This window comes from Phytoactinopolyspora alkaliphila (assembly GCF_010550695.1).
GTDB classification, from domain to species: Bacteria; Actinomycetota; Actinomycetes; order Jiangellales; family Jiangellaceae; genus Phytoactinopolyspora; species Phytoactinopolyspora alkaliphila.
The window spans coordinates 166,930-188,207 of sequence record NZ_JAAGOB010000005.1 but is presented as its reverse complement, the minus strand read 5'-3'; the positions used below and the strand labels follow the sequence as shown (position 1 = coordinate 188,207).

Annotated in this window: 22 protein-coding genes and 1 tRNA gene; 13 read left to right on the top strand and 10 right to left on the bottom strand. The window is 66.3% G+C overall.

The window, feature by feature from the left end:
- Window positions 1-5 precede the first annotated feature (5 nt).
- From recR to G1H11_RS11000, 4 genes are all read left to right on the top strand, one after another.
- Window positions 6-605, top strand: coding sequence for a recombination mediator RecR (recR, locus tag G1H11_RS11015; RefSeq protein WP_163818611.1), 600 nt, complete (start codon window positions 6-8; stop codon window positions 603-605).
- Window positions 598-1,188, top strand: a complete 591-nt coding sequence (locus tag G1H11_RS11010) for a DUF5063 domain-containing protein (RefSeq protein ID WP_163818610.1) — start codon at window positions 598-600, stop codon at window positions 1,186-1,188. Before recR ends, G1H11_RS11010 begins: the two co-directional genes overlap by 8 nt.
- A gap of 116 nt (window positions 1,189-1,304) precedes the next feature.
- Window positions 1,305-2,582 (top strand): aspartate kinase, encoded by a 1,278-nt coding sequence (locus G1H11_RS11005; protein ID WP_163818609.1) that lies wholly within the window; start codon window positions 1,305-1,307, stop codon window positions 2,580-2,582.
- A complete protein-coding gene (locus tag G1H11_RS11000; protein ID WP_163818608.1) occupies window positions 2,579-3,649 on the top strand; it encodes an aspartate-semialdehyde dehydrogenase in 1,071 nt (356 codons plus the stop codon). Before G1H11_RS11005 ends, G1H11_RS11000 begins: the two co-directional genes overlap by 4 nt.
- A gap of 69 nt (window positions 3,650-3,718) precedes the next feature.
- Here the strand turns inward: G1H11_RS11000 and G1H11_RS10995 are convergent, their stop codons facing one another.
- A complete protein-coding gene (locus G1H11_RS10995) occupies window positions 3,719-4,171 on the bottom strand; it encodes a GatB/YqeY domain-containing protein (protein ID WP_163818607.1) in 453 nt (150 codons plus the stop codon).
- Window positions 4,172-4,245: 74 nt separating this feature from the next.
- Here G1H11_RS10995 and G1H11_RS10990 point away from each other — a divergent pair, with 74 nt between their 5' ends.
- From G1H11_RS10990 to G1H11_RS10980, 3 genes are all read left to right on the top strand, one after another.
- The gene (locus G1H11_RS10990; RefSeq protein ID WP_163818606.1) at window positions 4,246-5,166 is read left to right on the top strand and encodes a metallophosphoesterase; all 921 of its coding nucleotides are present in this window, start codon (window positions 4,246-4,248) and stop codon (window positions 5,164-5,166) included.
- A gap of 89 nt (window positions 5,167-5,255) precedes the next feature.
- Window positions 5,256-5,332 (top strand) — tRNA-Pro (locus tag G1H11_RS10985).
- Between the two features lie 98 nt (window positions 5,333-5,430).
- On the top strand, window positions 5,431-6,444 hold the full coding sequence (locus G1H11_RS10980; protein WP_216843660.1) for a serine hydrolase domain-containing protein: 1,014 nt from the start codon (window positions 5,431-5,433) through the stop codon (window positions 6,442-6,444).
- On the opposite strand, the gene G1H11_RS10975 is transcribed toward G1H11_RS10980, so the two are convergent.
- The gene (locus tag G1H11_RS10975; protein ID WP_163818605.1) at window positions 6,441-6,722 is read right to left on the bottom strand and encodes a hypothetical protein; all 282 of its coding nucleotides are present in this window, start codon (window positions 6,720-6,722) and stop codon (window positions 6,441-6,443) included. The two genes, G1H11_RS10980 and G1H11_RS10975, sit on opposite strands and share 4 nt — an antisense overlap.
- Before the next feature lie 141 nt (window positions 6,723-6,863).
- Between G1H11_RS10975 and G1H11_RS10970 the strand changes: the two genes are divergently transcribed.
- Window positions 6,864-7,562: a YrzE family protein gene (locus tag G1H11_RS10970; RefSeq protein WP_163818604.1), complete on the top strand. Its 699-nt coding sequence runs from the start codon at window positions 6,864-6,866 to the stop codon at window positions 7,560-7,562.
- Window positions 7,563-7,628: 66 nt separating this feature from the next.
- Here the strand turns inward: G1H11_RS10970 and G1H11_RS10965 are convergent, their stop codons facing one another.
- On the bottom strand, window positions 7,629-7,922 hold the full coding sequence (locus tag G1H11_RS10965) for a WhiB family transcriptional regulator (protein ID WP_163818603.1): 294 nt from the start codon (window positions 7,920-7,922) through the stop codon (window positions 7,629-7,631).
- Between the two features lie 216 nt (window positions 7,923-8,138).
- Between G1H11_RS10965 and G1H11_RS10960 the strand changes: the two genes are divergently transcribed.
- The gene (locus G1H11_RS10960) at window positions 8,139-10,601 is read left to right on the top strand and encodes a transglycosylase domain-containing protein (RefSeq protein ID WP_163818602.1); all 2,463 of its coding nucleotides are present in this window, start codon (window positions 8,139-8,141) and stop codon (window positions 10,599-10,601) included.
- Between the two features lie 45 nt (window positions 10,602-10,646).
- On the opposite strand, the gene G1H11_RS10955 is transcribed toward G1H11_RS10960, so the two are convergent.
- The 6 genes from G1H11_RS10955 to G1H11_RS10930 form a co-directional block, all read right to left on the bottom strand.
- On the bottom strand, window positions 10,647-11,102 hold the full coding sequence (locus G1H11_RS10955) for a hypothetical protein (RefSeq protein ID WP_163818601.1): 456 nt from the start codon (window positions 11,100-11,102) through the stop codon (window positions 10,647-10,649).
- Window positions 11,103-11,193: 91 nt separating this feature from the next.
- The gene (bagB, locus tag G1H11_RS10950) at window positions 11,194-12,345 is read right to left on the bottom strand and encodes an ArsA family ATPase (RefSeq protein WP_216843659.1); all 1,152 of its coding nucleotides are present in this window, start codon (window positions 12,343-12,345) and stop codon (window positions 11,194-11,196) included.
- The gene (bagA, locus tag G1H11_RS10945) at window positions 12,342-13,322 is read right to left on the bottom strand and encodes an ATPase BagA (protein ID WP_163818600.1); all 981 of its coding nucleotides are present in this window, start codon (window positions 13,320-13,322) and stop codon (window positions 12,342-12,344) included. The genes bagB and bagA overlap by 4 nt, the downstream gene beginning before the upstream one ends.
- Window positions 13,323-13,332: 10 nt before the next feature.
- Entirely contained in the window at window positions 13,333-14,082 is a 750-nt protein-coding gene (locus G1H11_RS10940; protein WP_216843658.1) for a phosphatase PAP2 family protein, read from the bottom strand.
- Window positions 14,083-14,207: 125 nt separating this feature from the next.
- Window positions 14,208-15,863, bottom strand: a complete 1,656-nt coding sequence (locus G1H11_RS10935) for an ABC transporter permease (RefSeq protein WP_163818599.1) — start codon at window positions 15,861-15,863, stop codon at window positions 14,208-14,210.
- Window positions 15,860-16,819 (bottom strand): ABC transporter ATP-binding protein, encoded by a 960-nt coding sequence (locus G1H11_RS10930; protein WP_163818598.1) that lies wholly within the window; start codon window positions 16,817-16,819, stop codon window positions 15,860-15,862. The genes G1H11_RS10935 and G1H11_RS10930 overlap by 4 nt, the downstream gene beginning before the upstream one ends.
- 71 nt (window positions 16,820-16,890) lie before the next feature.
- Between G1H11_RS10930 and G1H11_RS10925 the strand changes: the two genes are divergently transcribed.
- Together G1H11_RS10925 and G1H11_RS10920 are read left to right on the top strand one after the other, a co-directional pair.
- The gene (locus G1H11_RS10925) at window positions 16,891-17,595 is read left to right on the top strand and encodes a GbsR/MarR family transcriptional regulator (protein ID WP_216843657.1); all 705 of its coding nucleotides are present in this window, start codon (window positions 16,891-16,893) and stop codon (window positions 17,593-17,595) included.
- A gap of 79 nt (window positions 17,596-17,674) precedes the next feature.
- Window positions 17,675-19,258 carry a cation:proton antiporter domain-containing protein gene (locus tag G1H11_RS10920; protein WP_163818597.1) on the top strand — a complete coding sequence of 528 codons (1,584 nt, stop codon included), beginning with the start codon at window positions 17,675-17,677 and terminating at the stop codon, window positions 19,256-19,258.
- A 16-nt stretch (window positions 19,259-19,274) separates the two neighbouring features.
- Here the strand turns inward: G1H11_RS10920 and G1H11_RS10915 are convergent, their stop codons facing one another.
- A complete protein-coding gene (locus G1H11_RS10915) occupies window positions 19,275-20,159 on the bottom strand; it encodes a DMT family transporter (RefSeq protein WP_163818596.1) in 885 nt (294 codons plus the stop codon).
- 336 nt (window positions 20,160-20,495) lie between these two features.
- Between G1H11_RS10915 and G1H11_RS10910 the strand changes: the two genes are divergently transcribed.
- Both G1H11_RS10910 and sp36 read left to right on the top strand, forming a co-directional pair.
- Window positions 20,496-21,011, top strand: a complete 516-nt coding sequence (locus G1H11_RS10910; protein WP_163818595.1) for an Lrp/AsnC family transcriptional regulator — start codon at window positions 20,496-20,498, stop codon at window positions 21,009-21,011.
- 106 nt (window positions 21,012-21,117) lie between these two features.
- The gene (sp36, locus tag G1H11_RS10905) at window positions 21,118-21,276 is read left to right on the top strand and encodes a Sp36 family protein (RefSeq protein ID WP_163818594.1); all 159 of its coding nucleotides are present in this window, start codon (window positions 21,118-21,120) and stop codon (window positions 21,274-21,276) included.
- The last annotated feature ends 2 nt before the right edge of the window (window positions 21,277-21,278 follow it).

Below are 21,278 nucleotides of genomic sequence, written 5' to 3'. Positions count from 1 at the left end.
CGAGCATGTACGAAGGCGTCGTCCAAGGCCTGATCGACGAACTGGGGCGGCTGCCGGGTGTCGGCCCCAAGAGCGCCCAGCGGATCGCATTCCACATCCTCGCCGCTGATCCGGACGACGTCCGCCGCCTCGCCACCTCCCTGCTGGAGGTCAAGGAGAAGGTCCGGTTCTGCGCCGTGTGCGGAAACGTCGCGGAGGCCGAACAGTGCCAGATCTGCCGTGACCCGCGCCGGGATCCGTCGATCGTCTGCGTGGTCGAGGAATCCAAGGATGTCGTCGCCATCGAACGTACCCGCGAGTTCCGGGGCCGCTACCACGTGCTCGGTGGCGCCATCAGCCCTATCGAGGGTGTGGGTCCGGACGAGCTGCGTGTCAAGGAGCTGATGACCCGGCTGGCCGACGGAACCATTACGGAGCTCATCATCGCCACTGATCCGAACCTTGAGGGCGAGGCCACGGCCACCTATCTCGCCCGCCTGGTGAAGCCCATGGGATTGCGTGTGACACGCTTGGCGAGTGGATTGCCGGTTGGCGGGGACCTGGAGTATGCCGATGAGGTCACGCTGGGCCGTGCGTTCGAGGGTAGGAGGCTCCTAGATGTCTGACCAGATAACCACGTCCGCCGAGGAATACGCCGAGTTCGGCGTCGAGATCGCGGACCAGATCGAGAGTTTCCTGCTGGCGCTCCGGGAGATCGCCCGCGGCGCAGATCCAGCCAGCTCACTGTCGTTGCTGCTCCTCGAGGTCAGCCAGCTCTCCTTGGCCGGTGGCCGTCTCGGTGCCATCAACGACCTCGTCCCGCAGGATCGGTTCGAGCCGGACACGGGACCGGATGCCGACGTCGACGAGCTCCGCGAGCGCCTCGCCAAGCTGCTGGATCCGGTGGATGCCTATGTCGAGGTCGTCGATCCAGTCGACCCCAACCGCGGGGTCACCGCCTTCCGGCTCTCGGACGATCTGGCCAGCATCGCGGCGGATCTCCTACATGGGCTCTCTCACTTCCGCGCGGGCCGGACGGTCGAGGCGCTGTGGTGGTGGCAGTTCTCCTACCTGTCCTCGTGGGGATCCAGCTGCGGTGCGGCGCTCCGTGCCCTGCATTCACTGATCGCCCACACCCGGCTCGACCATGAGCGCAACGACGCCACCGGAGCGGCCGAGCAGTCCTTGCTCGCGGAGGTCGACAGCTAGACGTCCGGGCGTCCCTCCTGTCGGACGATCATTCCGCGATCTGGACACTCACCGGTCAGGCGGCAAGCTCGCATAGACTGCCTTGGCACGAAATACGTTTACGCAAGGAGTGCGCCGTGGGCCTGGTCGTCCAGAAGTACGGCGGATCTTCCGTCTCCGACGCCGCGGCCATCAAGAGAGTGGCGCGGCGAATCGTCGATACCAAGAAAGCCGGCCACGAAGTGGTGGTCGTGGTCTCGGCTATGGGTGATACCACCGACGAGCTACTCGACCTGGCCAAAGAGGTCTCGCCCGTCCCGTCCGGACGTGAGCTGGACATGCTGCTGACGGCTGGCGAACGGATCTCGATGGCCGTCCTGGCCATGGCCATCAGTGACCTCGGGCACGAAGCCCGATCGTTCACCGGGAGCCAGGCCGGCGTGATCACCGACTCGGTACACGGCAAGGCCCGCATCATCGACGTCACGCCGGGTCGCATCCGGCAGGCCCTCGACGGCGGCGCCATCGCCATCGTCGCGGGGTTCCAGGGCGTCAGCCAGAACAGCAAGGACATCACCACGCTCGGTCGCGGCGGCTCGGACACCACGGCCGTCGCGCTGGCGGCCGCCCTCGGCGCCGATGTCTGCGAGATCTACACCGACGTCGACGGCATCTTCACCGCTGACCCGCGAATCGTGCCAGCCGCCCGGCGTATCCCGTCGATCAGCTACGAGGAGACGCTCGAGATGGCCGCGTGCGGGACGAAAGTCCTGCACCTACGCTGTGTGGAGTATGCCCGCCGATACGGCATCCCCATCCACGTCCGCTCCAGCTTCTCCACGCTGGCCGGGACATGGGTGTCTGACAAGACCGAAGGAAGTGACCAATCCGACATGGAGCAGCCGATCATCTCCGGCGTCGCGCACGACCGAAGCGAGGCGAAGATCACGGTTGTCGGTGTGCCCGACAAGGTCGGCGAGGCAGCGGCGATCTTCCACGCCATCGCCGACGCCGGCGTGAACATCGACATGATCGTGCAGAACGTGTCGGCGGCCGACACCAACCGCACGGACATCTCGTTCACCCTTCCGGCAACCGATGGTCCAGCCGGTATGGAGGCACTGACCGGAATCCAGGCCAGGGTCGGCTTCGAGGCCCTGCGCTACGACGACGGCGTCGGCAAGGTATCGCTGATCGGTGCTGGAATGCGTAGCCACCCGGGAGTCAGCGCCAAGTTCTTCGGCTCGCTCGCCGAAGCGGGCGTCAACATCGAAATGATTTCTACCTCTGAAATTCGCATATCGGTGGTCGTGCGAGGGGAAGATGTCGATACTGCCGTGGGGGCCATCCATCGTGCCTTCGACCTCGATGCCGAAGAGGTCGAGGCCGTCGTCTATGGAGGTACCGGACGATGACCGATACACGTCTGCCCACTCTCGCCATCGTCGGTGCCACGGGCGCAGTCGGCACTGTCATGCGGCAGATCCTGTCCACCCGGCAGAACGTCTGGGGTGAGATCAGGCTCATCGCGTCGCCGCGCTCGGCTGGCCGCAAGCTTCCAGTCAGGGGTGAAGAGGTCGAGGTCCTGGCGCTGTCACCGGAGGTCTTCGACGGTGTGGACGTCGCGATGTTCGACGTGCCGGACGAAGTCTCCGCCGAGTGGGCCCCGGTGGCGGCCAGTCGCGGAGCTGTCGCTGTGGACAATTCCGGCGCGTTCCGGATGGATCCGGACGTCCCGCTGGTGGTCCCCGAGGTGAACGCACGCGCGGCCCGCACGCGCCCGAAGGGGATCATCGCCAACCCGAACTGCACCACGCTGTCCATGATCGTGGTGCTCGGCGCGCTGCACGCCGAGCTCGAGCTGACTCAGCTTTTCGCCTCCTCGTACCAGGCTGCCTCCGGCGCGGGGCAGGCCGGTATCGACACCCTGCACGATCAGCTGAGCAAGGTGGCGGGCAACCGCGACGTCGGATCGCAGCCCGGCGATGTACGCCGGGTCGTGGGCGATGATCTGGGACCGTTCCCCGCGCCCCTGGCGCTGAACGTCGTGCCCTGGGCTGGATCGCTGAAGGACGACGGCTGGAGTTCGGAAGAGCTGAAGATCCGAAACGAGTCTCGCAAAATCCTGGACCTTCCCGATCTCAAGGTCTCCGCCACGTGCGTACGTGTCCCGGTCGTCACCACCCACTCGGTCTCTATGCACGCGACGTTCGCCCGGGAGGTCACCACCGAGCAGGCGTGGGAGATTCTCCGTGACGCTCCCGGCGTGGTGTTGTACGACGACCCGTCGCGTGGCGAGTTCCCCACTCCGGCTGACGTGGTGGGCACCGACCCCACCTGGGTGGGGAGGGTCCGCCGCTCGCTGGATGACCCGCATTCGCTGGAGCTGTTCGTCTGCGGCGACAACCTGCGCAAGGGCGCCGCTCTGAACACCGCCCAGATCGCCGAGCTCGTCGCCGCCGAGATGACCACCGCCAGCTGACCGCAGCCGTTTCGTTGCGTCCTGCAAAGCGTGGCCCTGGGCCCTCGCTCTGCAGGACGCAACGATGCGTCAGCTCAGGCGCGCCTTGACGGCATCGGCGACGACGCGTCCCTCAGCCCGGCCGGCCACTTTCGGCTGCAGCACCTTCATCACCTTGCCCATGTCACGGGGCGATTCGGCGCCCGCCTCGGCCACTGCCTGATCGACCAAGTCGGCCAGCTCCGCGTCGGACAGAGGCGTCGGAAGGTACTCGGCGATGATGGCCGCTTCAGCTTCCTCCTGGTCGGCGCTGTCCGCCCGGCCACCGGAACGGAACGCCTCGGCCGCCTCCCTGCGACGCTTGAGCTCGCGGGTCAGGACGGCCGTGATCTCGTCATCGCTGAGTTCCTTCGCGGACTGTCCGGCGACCTCCGCGGTGCCGATGGCGGAGAGAACCATCCGCAACGTGCCCTTGCGGACGTCGTCGCGGGCGCGCATCGCGTCGGTCAAATCACTTTTGATTCGATCTTTGAGAGAAGCCATGCGTCATAGTCTGCCGTGTCAGCCGACCGTAACCTTCATCGATCGACAATGAGGATGCGAAGATCTCGCGGTCCATGTGGCAATCTTGGCGAGTGGGATTCGCCAAACGAACAGCTCTTGGCCTCGCCGGACTAGCGGCAGGGGGGCTGGCCTACGCCGCCGGCTATGAGGTGCGCGCCTTTCGCCTGCGTCGTTTCGACGTCCCGGTCCTGGCACCGGGCAGCAGGCCGTTGCGGGTGCTGCACATCTCGGATCTGCATCTCACGCCCCACCAGTCGCGCAAGATCGAGTGGGTCCGGCGGCTCGCGGCGCTCGACCCGGACGTCGTCGTCAACACGGGGGACAATCTGGCTCACCGCGCGGCCGTCCCGGCGGTTCTGCACGCCTTGGAGCCGTTGCTCGCCACGCCCGGAGTCTTCGTTTTCGGCTCCAACGACTATTACGGCCCGCAGCCGAAGAACCCCGTCTCGTACCTCCTCCCGGTGAAGGGCACCGTCGCCCGGCCCCAGGCGCCAGATCTGCCGTGGACAGAGCTACGCGACGCCTTCACCGACGCCGGCTGGCTGAACCTGACCAACAGCCACGGCAAGCTCACCGTGGACGGCCGGCGTCTCGCTTTCGTCGGCGTCGACGATCCCCACCTGCGCCGCGATCGCTATCCGGAAGGAACAGCCGACGGCGACGCCGATCTCACCGTCGGGGTCTCACACGCACCGTATCTGCGTGTGCTGGACGCCATGAGCGACGACGGCTACCGGCTCCTGCTGGCCGGGCACACGCACGGTGGTCAGCTCTGCGTCCCGGGCTACGGCGCACTCGTGACCAACTGTGATCTCGATCCGGCCCGGGTCAAGGGCGTGTCCCGGCATCCGGCGGAGGGCGGCCCAGGCGCTGCCTGGATGCATGTCTCGGCCGGCCTCGGCACGTCCCCCTACGCACCGGCGCGCTTCGCCTGCGCCCCTGAGGCAACGTTGCTGACCCTGGTCGAGGGCTGAGTCCACCGCCTGGAGCAGGGCCGGATCGCGCGCTTCCGGTCCGATTTCAGGAACGGCGGCCTTCTCAGATATGCTGACTCGGCAGGTTTCGGGGTGTGGCGCAGCTTGGTAGCGCGCTTCGTTCGGGACGAAGAGGTCGCAGGTTCAAATCCTGTCACCCCGACCAGCTATTCTCGCACGTCAATGAAGGATTCCGGCATCGTCGGGGTCCTTCGCTTGTTCCATGTCAGCGAAGTGGCGTAGATCGTGACTGCGAGGTAGATATTGTCCGGCTATGAGCTGATCGATGAGGACGCGCTGGCGGCCGCCGCCGCGGAGGACTCGTTCACCGGAGTCGTCGCCGTCGATGTCGATGGCCGGCGAGTCTTCGATCGGGCGTACGGTTTCGCCCATCGGGCACACCGGATCCCGATATCCGTCGACACTCGCTTTGCGATAGCGAGCGGCAGCAAGGCATTCACCGCGCTCGCCGTGATGCGACTCGTCGAGGACGACGTCATCGGCCTTGACGACCGCGTGCGGCGATTCCTCGCCGACGATCTGCCACTCATCGACGACGAGGTCACCGTCGAACATCTCCTCACCCACACCTCGGGCATCGGCGATTACCTCGACGAAGAATCCGACTGGGAAGTCGAAGACTACGTGCTGCCGGTGCCGGTACACCGGCTGGACAGCACCGAGGCGTTCGTTCCCGTTATCGACGGGTATCCGCAGTCCTTCACCCCGGGTGAGCGCTTCGCTTACTGCAACGGTGGATACGTCGTCCTGGCGCTCATCGCCGAACGCGCCGCCGGCCGCCCGTTCCATGAGCTCGTCGAGCGTGACGTGTGCGAGCGGGCCGGCCTGGCCGGCACCGGATTCCTCCGCTCCGACGAGTTGCCTGCCGATGCAGCGCTCGGTTACCTGTATGCCGAGGGTGATCGGTCGAACTTGCTCCACCTTCCCGTCCTCGGCAACGGCGACGGCGGCATCTACACATCCGCAGCAGACCTGCATCGGTTCTGGCAGGCGTTGATGTCCGGCCGCATCGTGTCGCGTGCAACCGTCGCGACCATGATCCAGCCCCGCCACGACGTGCCCGCGGAGGATCTGCGATACGGCATGGGCTTCTGGCTGCACCGCACGGGACGGGCCATCGTGATCGAGGGCTACGACGCGGGCGCCTCGTTCCGGTCCACCCACGACCCTGAGACGTCGACCACCGTCAGCGTGCTCGGCAACAGCTCGGAGGGCGCCTGGCCGGTGATCCGGATGATGGCCGAGCTTTTCCACTAGTCCGGTGAGCGGCGGTAGACGTCCTGCGGCTTCAGCCAGACGCCGTTGGCCTGACTTCTGGTGTCTTTGAGCTCCACATACACGTGGTCGGCATCCCACCGGCGGGCCACACCCTCGATGAACTGCTCCCCGTCACGTTCCCAGATGAGCCGTACCCGGACCGCGATCCCTGGTTCATGCAGCGCATAGTCACGCGGCCGGCTGGGCCAGTGATGGTTGAGTATGGCCTGTTCGTGTTTGAGATGTGGTGGTCGCTCCCGATCCTCCATCCCCCGCATATCGGGACTGTAGAACATATGTTCGCATGATCGCCAGTCGTGACAGCCAATTAAGATCCCGTAACGTCCCCGTTTGTTCGTATTTTGGACGGGTATTGCGCCTCCATCAGCTCTGGCGAACTTCGAAGGAGCGTGATCGACATGGCAATCAGAGAGCCCTTGATCGGACCTAGCCTCGTACGCTGGAGTGCGGTCCTGGCGGGAGCCGTCATCGGGTTCGCGCTGATGATTCTGCTGTCATCTCTCTGGGTCGCGTGGGGCGAGGGCGGGAACGTCGACGCCATAGCGGACAACCTGCACTGGTTCGCGTTCGCAACCGCGGTGGTCGCGCTGCTTGTAGCCGGGATCATCGCCGGCGGTCTTTCCGGCACACCCGGCGCGGGAACCGGCCTGATGCACGGCGTGCTCGTCTGGGGGCTGATTCTCGTCGTCGCGACCGCGTTCTCGATCCCCCAGTCGCTGCGGTTGTTCGACACGTTCACCACGCCGCTGCCTGAGCTCGGAGCGGGAACCCTGTGGGCGACGTTCCTCTCGCTGTTGATCGGTTTGATCGCTGCAGGTGTCGGAGGCCTGATCGGGGGCGGGATGGCAAGCCCGACGGTGGCCGTCACCGAGACGGCTGCGATCGATGAGCATCGGCACGGCCGGCACGAGGCCCACTCCGACGAGCGCGACCACAGGCCGCGCGGCGACGACGCCGACCCGCGGCATCGTGGAGCGGACGCACGCGCGACGGAAACGGACGCTCGCCCGAGGGAACCGGATGCCCGGCTGAGCGACGCCGACGCGGACGCCCGCCACGGTGAGCCTGGCGACACCCGCCCGGGACGACGGCGATGATCCAAAACGCGCGCCGATTCAGCTGAGTGGTCCCGCTCCCTCGCCGGGAGCGGGGACTCACTACGCTCAGCCGGCGACGCTCATGTCTTCGTAGCGGTTACGCGCTTCGTCGAGAAGCGCTCGCCACGAGTCGATGTTGGGACGACGACGCAGCAACGCCCGCCGCTCTCGCTCCGTCATGCCGCCCCAGATACCGAACTCCGTCCGGTTGTCGAGCGCGTCAGCGAGACACTCGGTGCGCACCGGGCATCCGAAGCACACCGCCTTCGCCCTGTTCTGCGCGGCCCCTGGAACGAAGAGCTCGTCCGGCTCCGTGCTTCGGCACGCCGCCTCGCTCATCCAATCCTTCACCAGTGTCATCCAGAACCACCCCCGTGATCTGGGCAAGTGCCCAACCACTCGCCACCTTTACTTGCTAGGTATGACCCTATGCAAAGATCATAGTCACGGCTAGACCCTGATCGCACCGATTGCGGTCATTCGGTTGGACCATTGCGCGATAGCCCCCCGGTGTGATATCGAGTGCGCGCCCGGGCGCGGTTTGTGATAGCACGATCAACGACTACTCTTTCTGACATGGGGTTCAGTCCAGCTGCCGTGGTGTCCAACATCCGCAGAATCTTCCTTGTCATCGGTGTCAGTGCCCTGTGCGGCATCCTCATGGCCGGCCTCGCGTTGCCGGTGGTGGGCGCGCTGGGCCTTGGCGCACGGGAGAGCTCTGACTGGTTCCGGGAGATGGAGCTCGACTTCGAACCCGGCGAGCTGTCCGAGACGTCGCGCATCCGGGATGCCGACGGCAAGATCCTGGCGCGGTTCTTCGACGAGAACCGTCACTACGTCGAGCTGGACAAGATCTCCGAGAACATGGTCGACGCCATCCTCGCCATCGAAGACGACCGCTTCTTCGAGCGCGGGCCCATCGACTTCCAGGGCACACTGCGAGCCCTGGCCCGCAACGTCGAGGCCGGTGAGACCCAGGGCGGTGGCTCCACGCTCACCCAGCAGTACGTCAAGCAGGTGCGACTCTCCCAGGCGGAGTCCTCCGAGGAGCGCGCCAGCGTACTGGCCAGCGAGGGCATCGACGGTTACAAGCGCAAGCTCGACGAGCTCCGGATGGCCATCAGTGTGGAGCAGGAGTACTCCAAGGAGGAGATCCTCGAGCGCTATCTCAACATCGCCTACTTCGGCTCCCGGGCGTACGGGGTCGAGGCCGCGGCCCGCACCTACTTCTCCACCAGTGCGGAGAAGCTGACGGTCACGCAGGCCGCCATGCTGGCCGGAATCGTGCAGAGCCCGAACCAGTACGATCCCAACCGCAACCCGGAGGCCGCACTGGGGCGCCGCAACGTGGTGCTGGGCCGGATGGCCGAAACGGGGAAGATCAGCGAGGCTGATGCTGCCGAGGCGCGGCAGACGGACCTGAACCTGGATCCCACCAGTATCTCCAACGGCTGCGTCGACTCCTCCGCCGGGTTTTTCTGCGACTACGTGGTCAACGAGATCCGCCAGATGGAGGAGCTCGGCGACACACCCGAGGAGCGCGAGCACGCGCTGTACAACGGCGGGCTGACCATCGAGACCACGCTCGACCGCGACGTCCAGAAGGCGGCCGACAAGGCGGTCTCGGAGAGGGTGGCGCCCACCGACACGGCCGTCGGCTCCCTGGCCTCGGTGGAGCCCGAGACCGGGCACATCAAGGCACTCGCCAACTCGCGCAAGTACGGCGTCGAAGGCGAAGGCGTCAGCAACATCAACTACGCCGTCAACAGGAACATGGGCGGCAGCGTGGGTATGCAGCCCGGCTCAGCCGCCAAGGCGTGGTTCCTGGCTGCGGCCATCAACCAGGGCATCAGCCTGAACACCAGGTTCAGCTCACCAGCGCAGATCAGCATCCCGCAGAACCAGTTCCGGGACTGTGACGGCCCGTACCCGGTCTCGGCCCCCTGGGAACCGAAGAACTACGACGGCCCCCGCGGAAACATCAACCTGCCGGAGGCCACGGAGGGTTCCGTCAACACCTACTATGCTCAGCTCGCCGTGCAAACGGGTCTGTGTGAGCCTGCCATGCTGGCCGAGGCGATGGGGGCGGGGCGAGCGGACGGCAAAGACTACGAAGTGATGCCCGCGATGGTCCTCGGGACCAACGAAACCTCGCCGCTCGGCATGGCCCAGGCATACGGGACCTTCGCCAACCGGGGCCGGCACTGTGAGCCGACGGCGGTGCTGAGGGTCAAGGACAAGAACGGCGACGTTCTGGTCGACCGCACCGAACCAAACTGCGAACGGGTCCTGGAGAAGCCGGTGGCCGACGCAATCAACTCCGTGCTTGAAGGTGTCATCCACAACTCTGGCGGCACCGGTGGCCGGATGCAGCTCGACGACGGCCGCCGCGCGGCAGGCAAGACCGGCACCACCAATGACGCCATCGCCGTCTGGTTCGTCGGATACACGCCTCAGCTGGCCACCGCAGTGTCCGTGGCCGACGTCGACGGCGACCCCGACAACGGCGGGCAGCTCCGAAGCCTCCACGGCATGAGCTTCAACGGCGAAGTCGTCGCCAACGCCTGTGGTGGCTGCCTGCCCGGCCCGGTGTGGAAGCAGTTCATGGACGACGTCCTCGACGACGAGCCGAAGAAGGACTTCAAGAAGCCCGACGGCAGCGTCATCCAGGGCATCTCGCTCACCGTTCCCGACGTGCGGGGAATGAGTTCCGACCAAGCGATCAGCACCCTGCAGGACGAGGGTTTTTCGGCGACCGTGGCGGAGCGGATCCAATCGGACTTACCGGAGGGCCGCGTCGTCCGCACTAACCCTGGTGCAGGCTCGCAGGCCCCGTCCGGAACCACCATCCGCCTATCCGTCAGCAACGGCGTCCCGCCTGGCCAGAACGATGACGACGACGATGATGACGACGACAACAGGTTCCGGATCCCGGAGGATCGGGAGCCACGGCTGCCTAACGACAACAACGGCGGGGACAACGGAAACAACGGGAACAACGACGACGATGACGATGACGACAACGGCGGCTGGGACTGACGCACTAGCTGATCAACCGACACTGCCGAGGCCGTGGCCGTCCGATCATTCGTCCTCGAGGGTCACTTCAGTAGCACTGCCGACATCGTACTCGCCAGGATTATCGTAGCCGGGGTCGCGTATTTCATCTGGGCATGCGGTGTCGACAATCGAAACCTCACCTGCGGCCAGGTTGATGAGGAATGTGACGCAGAGCACGACAGTCTCGTCTTCTGCGAACAACCCGCCGCCGGTTTGGGTGCGGGAAGGGACCACGGCATCGACGGCGCCGGTTTTCGGATTGATCTCCAGATAGTCGCCGTACCGGATTGACTGATCTGCGCGGTTGTGGCGTTCTATGTGGTCCTTGATCTCCGCGTGCCCGCGTGGCGCAACGTCGGACAGATTCGCCTGGAGACTCGACGCTGACCACCGTGCGCTCGATGTCGCCTCGTCGAGCGCGGATTCTGTCAAGCTGCAGGCACACAGCGTGGCGGCGCTCAGAACGCTGAGTGCCGCCACCGTGCGCCATCCGGGTCTCATAGTCCTAGCGGCCCGTGTGGGAAATACGAGGTCTGACAAGGTCGATCAGTTGCAGCATGATGTCGGCTCCTCAGGTCGGTGTCGCCATCAGATCGCCGATCTGACGCAGGCCGGCGAGGTCGTGAACATCATCGGCCAGGGCGGCGGCATGCGTCACCGGCACCTCCGGGTGGGCCGCCACGAAGCGATCCCCGCTGCGCTGGTCCCGCGCCGCGGACTCCAGCCGTTCAGCGTGCAGCCGGAGCAAGGAGGCGGTGAGGTGGTGTTCTCCGGCCTCCTCCAGCCGTTCCGCTCCGGCGATGGCCTGCTCCTCACTGATGCCGCCGCTGGCGTGGTGCACCCGGTTCAGCACCAGTCCCGCCAGCGGCATCGCGTCCTCCGACAGCCTGTCGACGAAGTACGACGCCTCCCGTAGCGCGTCCTGTTCCGGTACCGCCACGACCACGAACGCCGTCTCGGGTCGCTTCAGCAGGGCGTATGTCTGGTCGGCGCGTTCCCGGAACCCCCCGAACATCGTGTCCAGTGCGTTGACGAAGGTCTGGACGTCGCGCAGGAGGTCACCGCCGAGCACCTTCGTGAGTGTGCCCGTTACGACGTTGAAGCCGGCCTGGAAGACCTTCCGGTAAGCCTTGCCACCGGCTCTGGCCGGCCCGCCGAGAAGCCGGATGAGCCGGCCGTCGAGGAATGAGCCCAGCCGTTCCGGGGCGTCGAGGAAGTCGAGCGCCGATCTGGAGGGCGGTGTGTCGACGACGATGAGGTCCCACTGTCCGCGCTGCCGCAACTGGCCGAGCTTCTCCATGGCCATGTACTCCTGCGTTCCGGCGAACGAGGAGGAGAGCGCCTGATAGAACGGGTTGGCCAGGATCTGCCTGGCCCGGTCCGGCGTGGTGTGTGCCTCCACCACCTCGTCGAACGTCCGCTTCATGTCGAGCATCATGGCGTCGAGCCCGCCACCCTGGGAGGAGTCGACGCCACGCACCGGACGCGGCGTGTTGTCGAGCTCGGCGAGGCCCATCGACTGTGCCAGCCGGCGGGCCGGATCGATCGTCAGCACTACGGCCTTGCGGCCGCGCTCAGCGGCCCTGAGAGCCATAGCGGCCGCCGTCGTCGTCTTTCCCACCCCACCTGAGCCACAGCAGACGATCACATGGGTGCGCGGGTCGTCGAGAAGCCGGTCGACGTCGAGGCGCGCCCGCCGCCGCGGGGGATGATGTGCGGTCACGAAGCGCCCTGCTCGGTCAACGTCTCCGCGAACTCGTATACGGCCGTGGGATCTATTCCGCCGGGTACGCGCGGCAGCGTGTACATGGGCCGGTCAAGGGCGGCCAGTTCCTGCCGTGCCCTCCGCTCGGACTCGAGCCGGCGAGCATGTCCGGCCGCTTCGGTGCACAGCTGGTCGACGAGCACGTTGGAGAAGGGCAACGCCGCTGCCTTGAGACCCTCGGCGATCATGTCCCGGTCCAGCTTGCCGCTCCGTGCCGCGGTTCGCTCGCGACCCGCCAGGTGCGCCTCCCGAACCTGGTTCACGATCACGGCACCCAGCGGGATCTTGGCCGCGCGCAGCTCGGCCACGGCGTCCACGGTCTCTTGCACGGGCATCTCCTCGAGTAGCGCCACCACGTGCACCGCGGTCAACGGGCTGTGCACCAGCGTGGTGATCGAGTTGGCCTGGCGGTGGATCGGCCCCACCCTCGCGAGCGATGAAACCGACGTGTTGACGTCCAGGAAGCGGGTGATGCGGCCCGTGGGCGGAGCATCCAGCACCACGGCGTCGTAGACGAGCTCGCCGCGTGCGTCCTTGCGGCGTGCGGCCTCATACGTCTTCCCGGTCAGCAGCACGTCCCGCAGCCCGGGCGCGATGGTGGTGGCGAAGTCGACGAAGCCCACCCGGTCCAGGGCTCGGCCGGCCCGTCCCAGCCGGTAGAACATGGCCAGGTACTCGTACATCGCCTCACGAGCGTCGATAGCCAGTCCGTAGACCTCGCCGCCCCCGCTTGCGGGAGCGATTCGCCGCTCCGCATACGTCAGCGGCGCCACGTCGAACAGCTGGGCCAGGCCCTGACGTTCCTCGACCTCGGCCAGCAAGACTTTGCGTCCTCCGCCGGCCAGCGCCAGCGCCAGCGCCGAGGCCACCGTGGTCTTGCCGGTTCCGCCCTTGCCGGTGACCACGTGCAGCCGCACGCCTTCCCAGTCGCCCATACCCGAAAGCCTACGTAAGTGCGGGCACCTCACGGGCGAAGCCGTGGGGCAGCCTGCCGTGAAGGAGCCGCTGCAGGAGGAAGCCGATACCGAGCGTGGCCCATCCGCCCACGGCATCCAGGACGAAGTGGTTGGCCGTGGCCATGATGACCACGAGCGTGGCCAGCGGGTACAACACCCCCAGCGTCTGGATCCAGCGTCGTCGCGCGAAGATCACGATGAAGATGCCGCACCACAGCGACCAGCCGGCGTGCATGGACGGCATCGCCGCATACTGATTGGACAGTGCCTGCAGGTCACCGGAGGTCAATGAGCCCCACGTCTCGTGGACCCGAAGGGTGTCGACGAAGCCCTCACCGGGAAGGAGCCGGGGCGGTGCCAGCGGGAAGAGGTAGTAGCCGATCAGGGCCAGCACCGTCGTGATGGCCAGAACAGTCCGCGCCGGGCTGTACCGCCCCGGGTGCCGCCAGTAGAGCCACACCAGGACGGCACCGGTGACGAGGAAGTGCATGACCGCATAGAAATAGTTCATCGGGACGACGAGCCACTGGACGCCGTTGACGGTGTGGTTGATCCAGAGCTCGGCATCGACGTTGATGCCCTGCTGAAAGCGCCACAGCTCCAGGCCGCGCCGCATCGCCTCTCCGGCCTGCTCCGGCACGGAATTGCGAATGAGCGAATACACGATGTACGTGACACCGACCAGAAGCAACTCCGCGATCAGAGCTGGCCGACGCGGCGTTCGGACGTGGCTGAGCACGCGCCTCCATGCCGAGGATGGCGGGCGACCCGGTGCCGGAGAAACCTCCTCCAGCACCGGGCCGGGGCTCTCTTCTGTAACAGTCACGCCGCCTATCTTCCCCTACAAGCTGTCGATATGCCCGTTCACGTCGTCGTAAGATCACGTCGCTTGAATCCGGCGAGCCCCAACCACGTCAAGGCTGCGGCGATGACGAGGAGTATCGCCAGGGGCAGCGCCTCGAAGTCTGCCGCGGGCAGCTCGGGCACGTGGCCTGACGGGGAGAGGTTGCGTGTCCACGGGTCGAGCCCGAACAGTCCGCCCATGTAGACCACGACAACGCCATACACCGGGATGATCCAGGCGACATTGATGAACCGCGGGATCAGGCCGAACAGCGCGACGGCCAGGCCGGCGGCTACCCAGACGGCCGGGATCTGAGCTGCCGTGGCGCCGAGAATCCGGCCGAACAACCCACCGTCCTCCGTGACGATGGCACCGGAGAGACCGAAGCTCGCCCCGGCCAGAAGCATCACCACCGCGCTGCCGCCGAAGGCGACCGTGAGGTGGCTGCCGACCCACTGCTGCCGCGAGACGGCCGTTGAGAGCACCGGTTCGGCCCGGCGACCGACCTCCTCGGTGCGCAGTCGCAGCACCGCGAGTATCGCGAAGATGGAGACGATCATGGCGAGGAAGCTCATGAGGTTCGACACCCACGACTCGACCAGGCCCGCACCCTCGATGTCCGGAATCATGTCCTCCAGCGCCGAGATCTGGGCGAACATCTCCTCGGCGCCGTCGAGCACCGATCCGTAGGCGATACCGAAGACGATCATCGCCACACCCCAGCCGATGATGCTGCCCCGCTGCAGCCGGACGGCCAGTCCCAGCGGCGTGCTGAGGGCATGGGACGCTGTCGGGGAGCCCAGGCGTGAAGGGCGGAGGCCCGCACCCACGTCGCGCCGCGTGCTCAGGTTCACGGCCAGCGCGATGAGCACCACCGTAAGCCCGACGAGCAGGAGCAGCGGCCACCACCGTTGACCTTCGGAGAACGATCTGGTGGTGAACCCCCAATACAACGGGGAAAGCCAGGACAGGCCGTTGTCGGCGACGTCGCCCACCGCACGCACGACGTACGCCAGGCCCAAGGCGGCGAGCGCCATTCCGGAGGCACCTCGCCCGTACTCGGTGATCTGTGCGGTCACCGCCGCGATGCCGACGAAGGTGCTGCCCACAAGCGCCAGGCTCGTCCCGTACAGGAACGCACTCTCCATCGTCACGCCTTCGAGTTCGGAACTCCCCAGGCCCACGGCCGTGAACAGGCCGGCGAGCAGGTTTGTCCCGACGACGACGATGATCGCCGCTGTCATCTGGGCGTGGCGGCCGAGGACGCTGGAGCGGATCAGCTCACTCCGGCCGGCCTCTTCTTCCGCGCGGGTGTGCCGGACGAAGAGCAAGACGCTCATCAGCGCGAAGACCGCAGCCACCATGATGAACATCTGGTGGCCGACCATGGCGCCGAACGTGTAGTTATCTGGTGCGTAGTTCCTCCCCACCATGGCCACCATGGCCGGGAGCTCGAGCATCTCGGCCGCCGACTCCCGGTCAGCCGCCGTCGGATACGTCGTCTCGAAGCTGCTCAAGGTCGAGATCGAGCTGATCCCCAGGGCAGCGATCCACACCGGGATCCGGATCCGGTCGCGACGCAGCATGAACCGGACCATGGTGCCGGTGCCGGCGAGGGTCTTGCCGCGGCCCGAGCTCACCTCCGGCGCCGCCGGTGCTGCTGTGGCTGTGGTCATCGGGAGACCCCCGAGTCCTGCGCGCCGGCACGGTCGGCAGCCTGTGCACCGGTCTCACTTCCGTTCTCCTTGAGTTCGTCACCGTAGTGGCGAAGCATGAGCTCCTCGAGTGTCGGCGGGTGTGCCTGGAGGCTGCGCACACCGAGTTCGCCGAGCTTGCGCACGGCCACGTCGAGGTGCTCGCCGTCCACGGCGAAACGCACCCGGCCATCCAGCTGCTCCAGCCCGTGCACACCGGGCAGTTCCCCCAGGCCAGTGGCATCGGTGCTCGTCTCGGCCTCGACCGTGGTCCGGGTTAGCGCTCGCATCTCCGCCAGTGTGCCGCTCTGGACGACCTCACCTCGCCGGATGATGCTGATCTTGTCGCAGAGCTTCTCCACCTGCGCAAGGATGTGGCTGGACAGGAGGACGGTCTTGCCTTCTTTCCTCGCCTCGCCGATGAAGTCCTGGAAGACCGTCTCCATGAGGGGGTCCAGGCCCGCCGTGGGCTCGTCCATGATGAGCAGCTCCACGTCGGAGGCGAGAGCGGCGATGATCGCCACCTTCTGGCGATTGCCCTTGGAGTATGTCCGGCCCTTCTTGGTGGGGTCGAGGTCGAACCGCTCGATCAGATCCTTGCGGCGCCGCTCGTCGAGTCCGCCGCGCAGACGAGCCAGGAGGTCGATGGCTTCGCCTCCGGTGAGGTTCGGCCAGAGATCGACATCGCCCGGCACGTATGCCAGCCGCTTGTGCAGCTCGACCGCGTCGTCCCAGGGATCGCCGCCGAGAAGGACTGCACGGCCCGCGTCAGCTCGAAGCAGGCCGAGCAGCACCCGGATGGTGGTGGACTTGCCCGCACCGTTCGGCCCGAGGAATCCATGCACCTCACCTGTCGCCACCTGCAAGTTTAAGCCGTTCAGGGCACGTGTCTGACCGAAGGTCTTGACCACCCCGGCCACATCGATCGCTGTTGTCATGCCGGACACAATACACAAGATTCATATTTTTGTGAAAGAGCTGAATCGCGGTATTCTCGGCTCCTGAGACAATGAAGGTCAGCGAAGCCGTGATCGGCTCAGATCGTCGCCGCCGGCACGGGAGCGACGACAAGTCGTCGCACGCCGATCACACGCCTGTCAGGCAGTTTCATGAACGCGAGCACAAGCACGTGGGGGTTACCGTCGAGATGTCTCATGAGGGCGCACCAACCCGTCGCATGTACGGCACCACACCGAAGAGCACGTCGGCTCACGACGATGCCGTGCTGCGCTTCGTCGAACGGTTCGCGCTGCTGCTGAATGAGGCAGGTCTCCCCCGGATGTCGGCGCGGGTGTTCGCCTATGTGCTGGCCGACGACGCCGAGAGCTACAGCGCCCGCGAGCTCGCCGAAGGACTGCGGGTGAGCCCCGCGGCCATCTCGGGGGCGGTCCGGATGCTCGTCCAGGCCGGCATGCTCGCCAAAGAGCGTGATCCCGGCAGCCGGGTAGATCACTATCGAGTCTACGACGACGACGTCTGGTCGGCCATCATGCTGCAACGGCGGCCGGTACTGGACCGCTACGAAGAGGTCATGGCCGAGGGCGTCGCACAGCTGGGTCGTGACCGGCGAGGCGGGCGGCGAGTCGAGGAGACACTGGAGTTCTATCGCTTCATGAACGAGGACCTGCTGCTGTTGATCGAGCGCTGGAGAGAACATCGGCGCCGCTGGCTAGAGCAGCAGGACGACGCGGCCACCGAGCCGGGCCAAGACTGAGCCCCGCCGCCGTCTCCCCGCCCCGCCGGTCGGTAATCTCAGGTCGTGAATCCCGCGGCTGAGGAGCGATGAACCGTCGGTGGAGCCTGTATACCTGCTAGCACCCTTCCTCGGCGGCCTCGTCGCCATGGCGCTTCGCCTGCCGCCGCTCGTCGGTTTCCTCGCCGCAGGCTTCACGCTCAAGGCCATGGACTATGAGTCCATCCCCGCACTGGAGGTGGTCGCCGACCTCGGCGTCACGCTCTTGCTGTTCACCATCGGCCTCAAGCTGAACATTCGGACCCTGCTGCGACGCGAGGTGTGGGGAACAGCGTCGCTACACATGATCACCTCGGCCGTCACATTCGCCGCCCTCCTTGCGGTCTTGAAAATCCTTGGGATCGCCCTCCTGCAGACGGCGAATCTGCAGACGTTCGCCGTGCTCGCCTTCGCGCTGTCCTTCTCCAGCACCGTTTTCGCGGTGAAGATCCTGGAGGAGCGGAACGAAAGCCGGTCACTCTACGGCCGCACAGCCATCGGTATCCTCATCATGCAGGACATCTTCGCGGTGGTGTTCCTCACCGCGTCGACGGGCGAGTTGCCCAGCGCCTGGGCCCTCGGGCTGGTGCTGTTGATCCCGGCCGCACCGGTGCTGCGCGGAATCCTGGCTCGGCTGGGCCGCGGGGAGATGCAGATTCTCTACGGCGTCGTCCTCGCTCTCGTCCTCGGATACGCCCTCTTCGAACAGGTGGGCATCAAAGGTGACCTCGGTGCCTTGATCGCCGGCATGCTGCTCGCCTCCCACCCCGCGGCGAACGAGCTGTCGAAAGCGCTGTTCAACATCAAGGAACTGTTCCTCGTGGGGTTCTTCGTCTCCATCGGCCTGACCGCCCTGCCTACGTGGGAATCGGTGGCGCTGGCGGCGATCCTGGTGGCGCTGGTCCCCTTGAAGAGCATCGTGTTCCTCTTCCTCTTATCCGGTTTCCGGCTCCGCTACCGGACGTCGTTGCTGGCCACGCTCAGCTTGAGCAACTACTCCGAGTTCGGCCTGATCGTCGCCGTGCTCGCGGCAGGGCTGGGGTGGATGGACGACGAATGGCTGGTGGTGCTCTCGTTGACGGTGGCATTGAGCTTCGTCGTGGCGGCACTGCTCAACGCACGTAGCGCGTCCCTGCACCGGCGCACCGACGGGCTGCTTCCGGAACGCGATCCCGCCAATCTCCACCCCAGCGACCAGCCGATCGTGCTGGGCGATGCCCGAACGGTGATCCTGGGGATGGGCCGGGTGGGTCAGGGAGCCTACGATCGGCTCACCGATCAGCACGGCATGGCCGTGCTGGGCATCGACACCGATCCGGCCAAGATCTCCGATCTGCGATCACGCGGTTACAGCGTCATCGAGGGCGACGCCACCGACGCCGACTTCTGGGAGAAGCTGCTGCTTTCCGGCCGGGTCGAGCTGGTGCTTCTTGCCATGCCACATCACGCCGGGAACGTGTTCGCCCTGGACCAGCTACGCCACCGGGAGTTCCCTGGCATCATCGCGGCCATCGTGACCCGTGCGGAGGAGATCGACCGGCTCAGCGAGCAAGGTGCTCATGCGGTTTTCAACCTCTACGAGGAGGCCGGCCTGGCTCTCGCGGACAGCGCCATCGAGATCGTCCGGCACGGCCCCCAACGCTGATATCTCCGGCAACGGACTACGTGCCGACGAGGGCCGGCTCGGGCGCGGGCGCCTTCGTCTTCTGGCGGGCGCGGGCCAGGAGGGTCACGCCGGTGGCAGCTACCGCCGCCGCCATGACGGCCAGGATCGCGCCGCCAACCCCGCCTTCCAGGCGCTCGCCGAGCAGCCGGAGCCCGATCGCCGCGGCCACGATCGGGTTGACGATGGTCAGCGTTGCCAGCGGCGCACCGATCCCGGCCCGATACGCAGCCTGAGCCAGGAGCAATCCGCCGAATGCCAGAACGACGACGACGGCCGCGGCCGGTGTGATCATCTCCCCCCATCCGGAGGCGGACATGCGCAACGTCACCGTCTGCACCAGGGCCGACGCGGCACCGAAAGCCACCCCGGCCGCGGCGGCGTGCAGCAGGCTGCGGGACACCAGCCTGCGTGAGCGCGTGGCCGATCCGACCAAGCCGACCATGATCACGCAGGTCGCCAGGCTGACCCACAAAACCTGACGCGGCGAGAGCGTGACGCTCGGCGCGTCGGACGAGGTCACGAGGAGAAGGGCAGCGAGCCCGGCCACCGTCAACGCCAAGCCCCACCATTCCGTGCGAGTGACTCGCCGGCCGGCCAGCACGGCTGAGAGGGACAGGGCAAGGACCAGAGTCAGGGCGCCTAGTGGCTGGACAACCGTCAGCGGCCCGAACTTCAGTGCCGCGACGTGAAGCAACGAGGCCAGACCCGTCAGTACGACCGCCCACCACCACTGGGGCAGCCAGAGCACGCGAAGCGTCCCAAGCCGTCTCGGCATGGCCCCTCGCGACCGGCTCACCATGCGCTCCTGGAAAACCGCCGCGACGGCATGAACCAGGGCCGCGCCGAACGAGAGCACGACCGCTACCCCCCAGGCATCCACGCGGCAATCCTTTCACCACGCCATTGCTCGGTCGCCGCCGACTCCATACCGGAGAAGTTACAGTACTTTCACAAACTTGTGAATCTGTGGGTTTACGAGTGGCCACGCCAGCTCCTTTGCACTGGCCCGAGAGCACGCGTTATCAGGTCAGACGGCGCGCGCGGCAAGGCTCGGACCCATGCTGGAAGCGCGCGGAGGCGATCCCGGGACGTAACCGGCCGCGAAGGCGGTGAAAATCACACACTGCTCTGGCCTTGACTTCAATTCGCCTGCTCGGTGAGATGGGCTTCTCGCCATTCGCGCAGAATGGACGACATTCGGCTGAGGAGATCGGGCATGGGCGACCGAACATCTCAACATGACACGCGTCACAATTGGCGCACCGGGCACAGATCGCCGAGCGCCCTGGACGACATCGACCGGTCGATCCTGGCTGAACTCCGCCAAGACGGCCGGCTTTCGATCCGGACGCTCGCCGACCGCGTTCACGTGTCCAGAGCCAACGCCTACGCCCGGATCAACCGCCTCCTCGCCGATGGCGTCATCACCGGCTTCACCGCCGAGATCGAGGCCGAGCGAGCCGGTCTGGGTACCAGCGCCTACGTCCTGCTCTCCATCGAGCAGAACACCTGGCGCGAGGTGGCAGACGCGCTGGCCACGCTGCCGTTCGTCGAGCACTACGCGCTGGTCGGCGGAGATTTCGACGTGCTTACCCTGGTACGCACTCCGGACAACGCGGAACTGCGGCACGTCGTCCTCGAGCGCATCCACGAGATTCCAGGGGTTCGCAGTACCAGGACCTGGCTGATCTTCGACGAACACGACGGCCGCGGCGCGCCGTGGGGCACCTGATCAGACCACGACGCCGGGGTGCCGGACGGTCGTCGCACCAACGCCGCCAGATCTGACTAGGGCAGCCGCGAGACGCACCCTATGGCACGCCAGTAGGCTCGGCGCCATGACCAAGTGGGAATACGCAACGGCACCTGTCCTTATCCACGCGACCAAGCAGATCCTCGACAACTGGGGCGAGGACGGCTGGGAGCTCGTCCAGATCGTTCCGGGCGCCAACCCGGAGAATCTGGTCGCATACTTCAAACGTCCCAAGGCCGCCTGAAC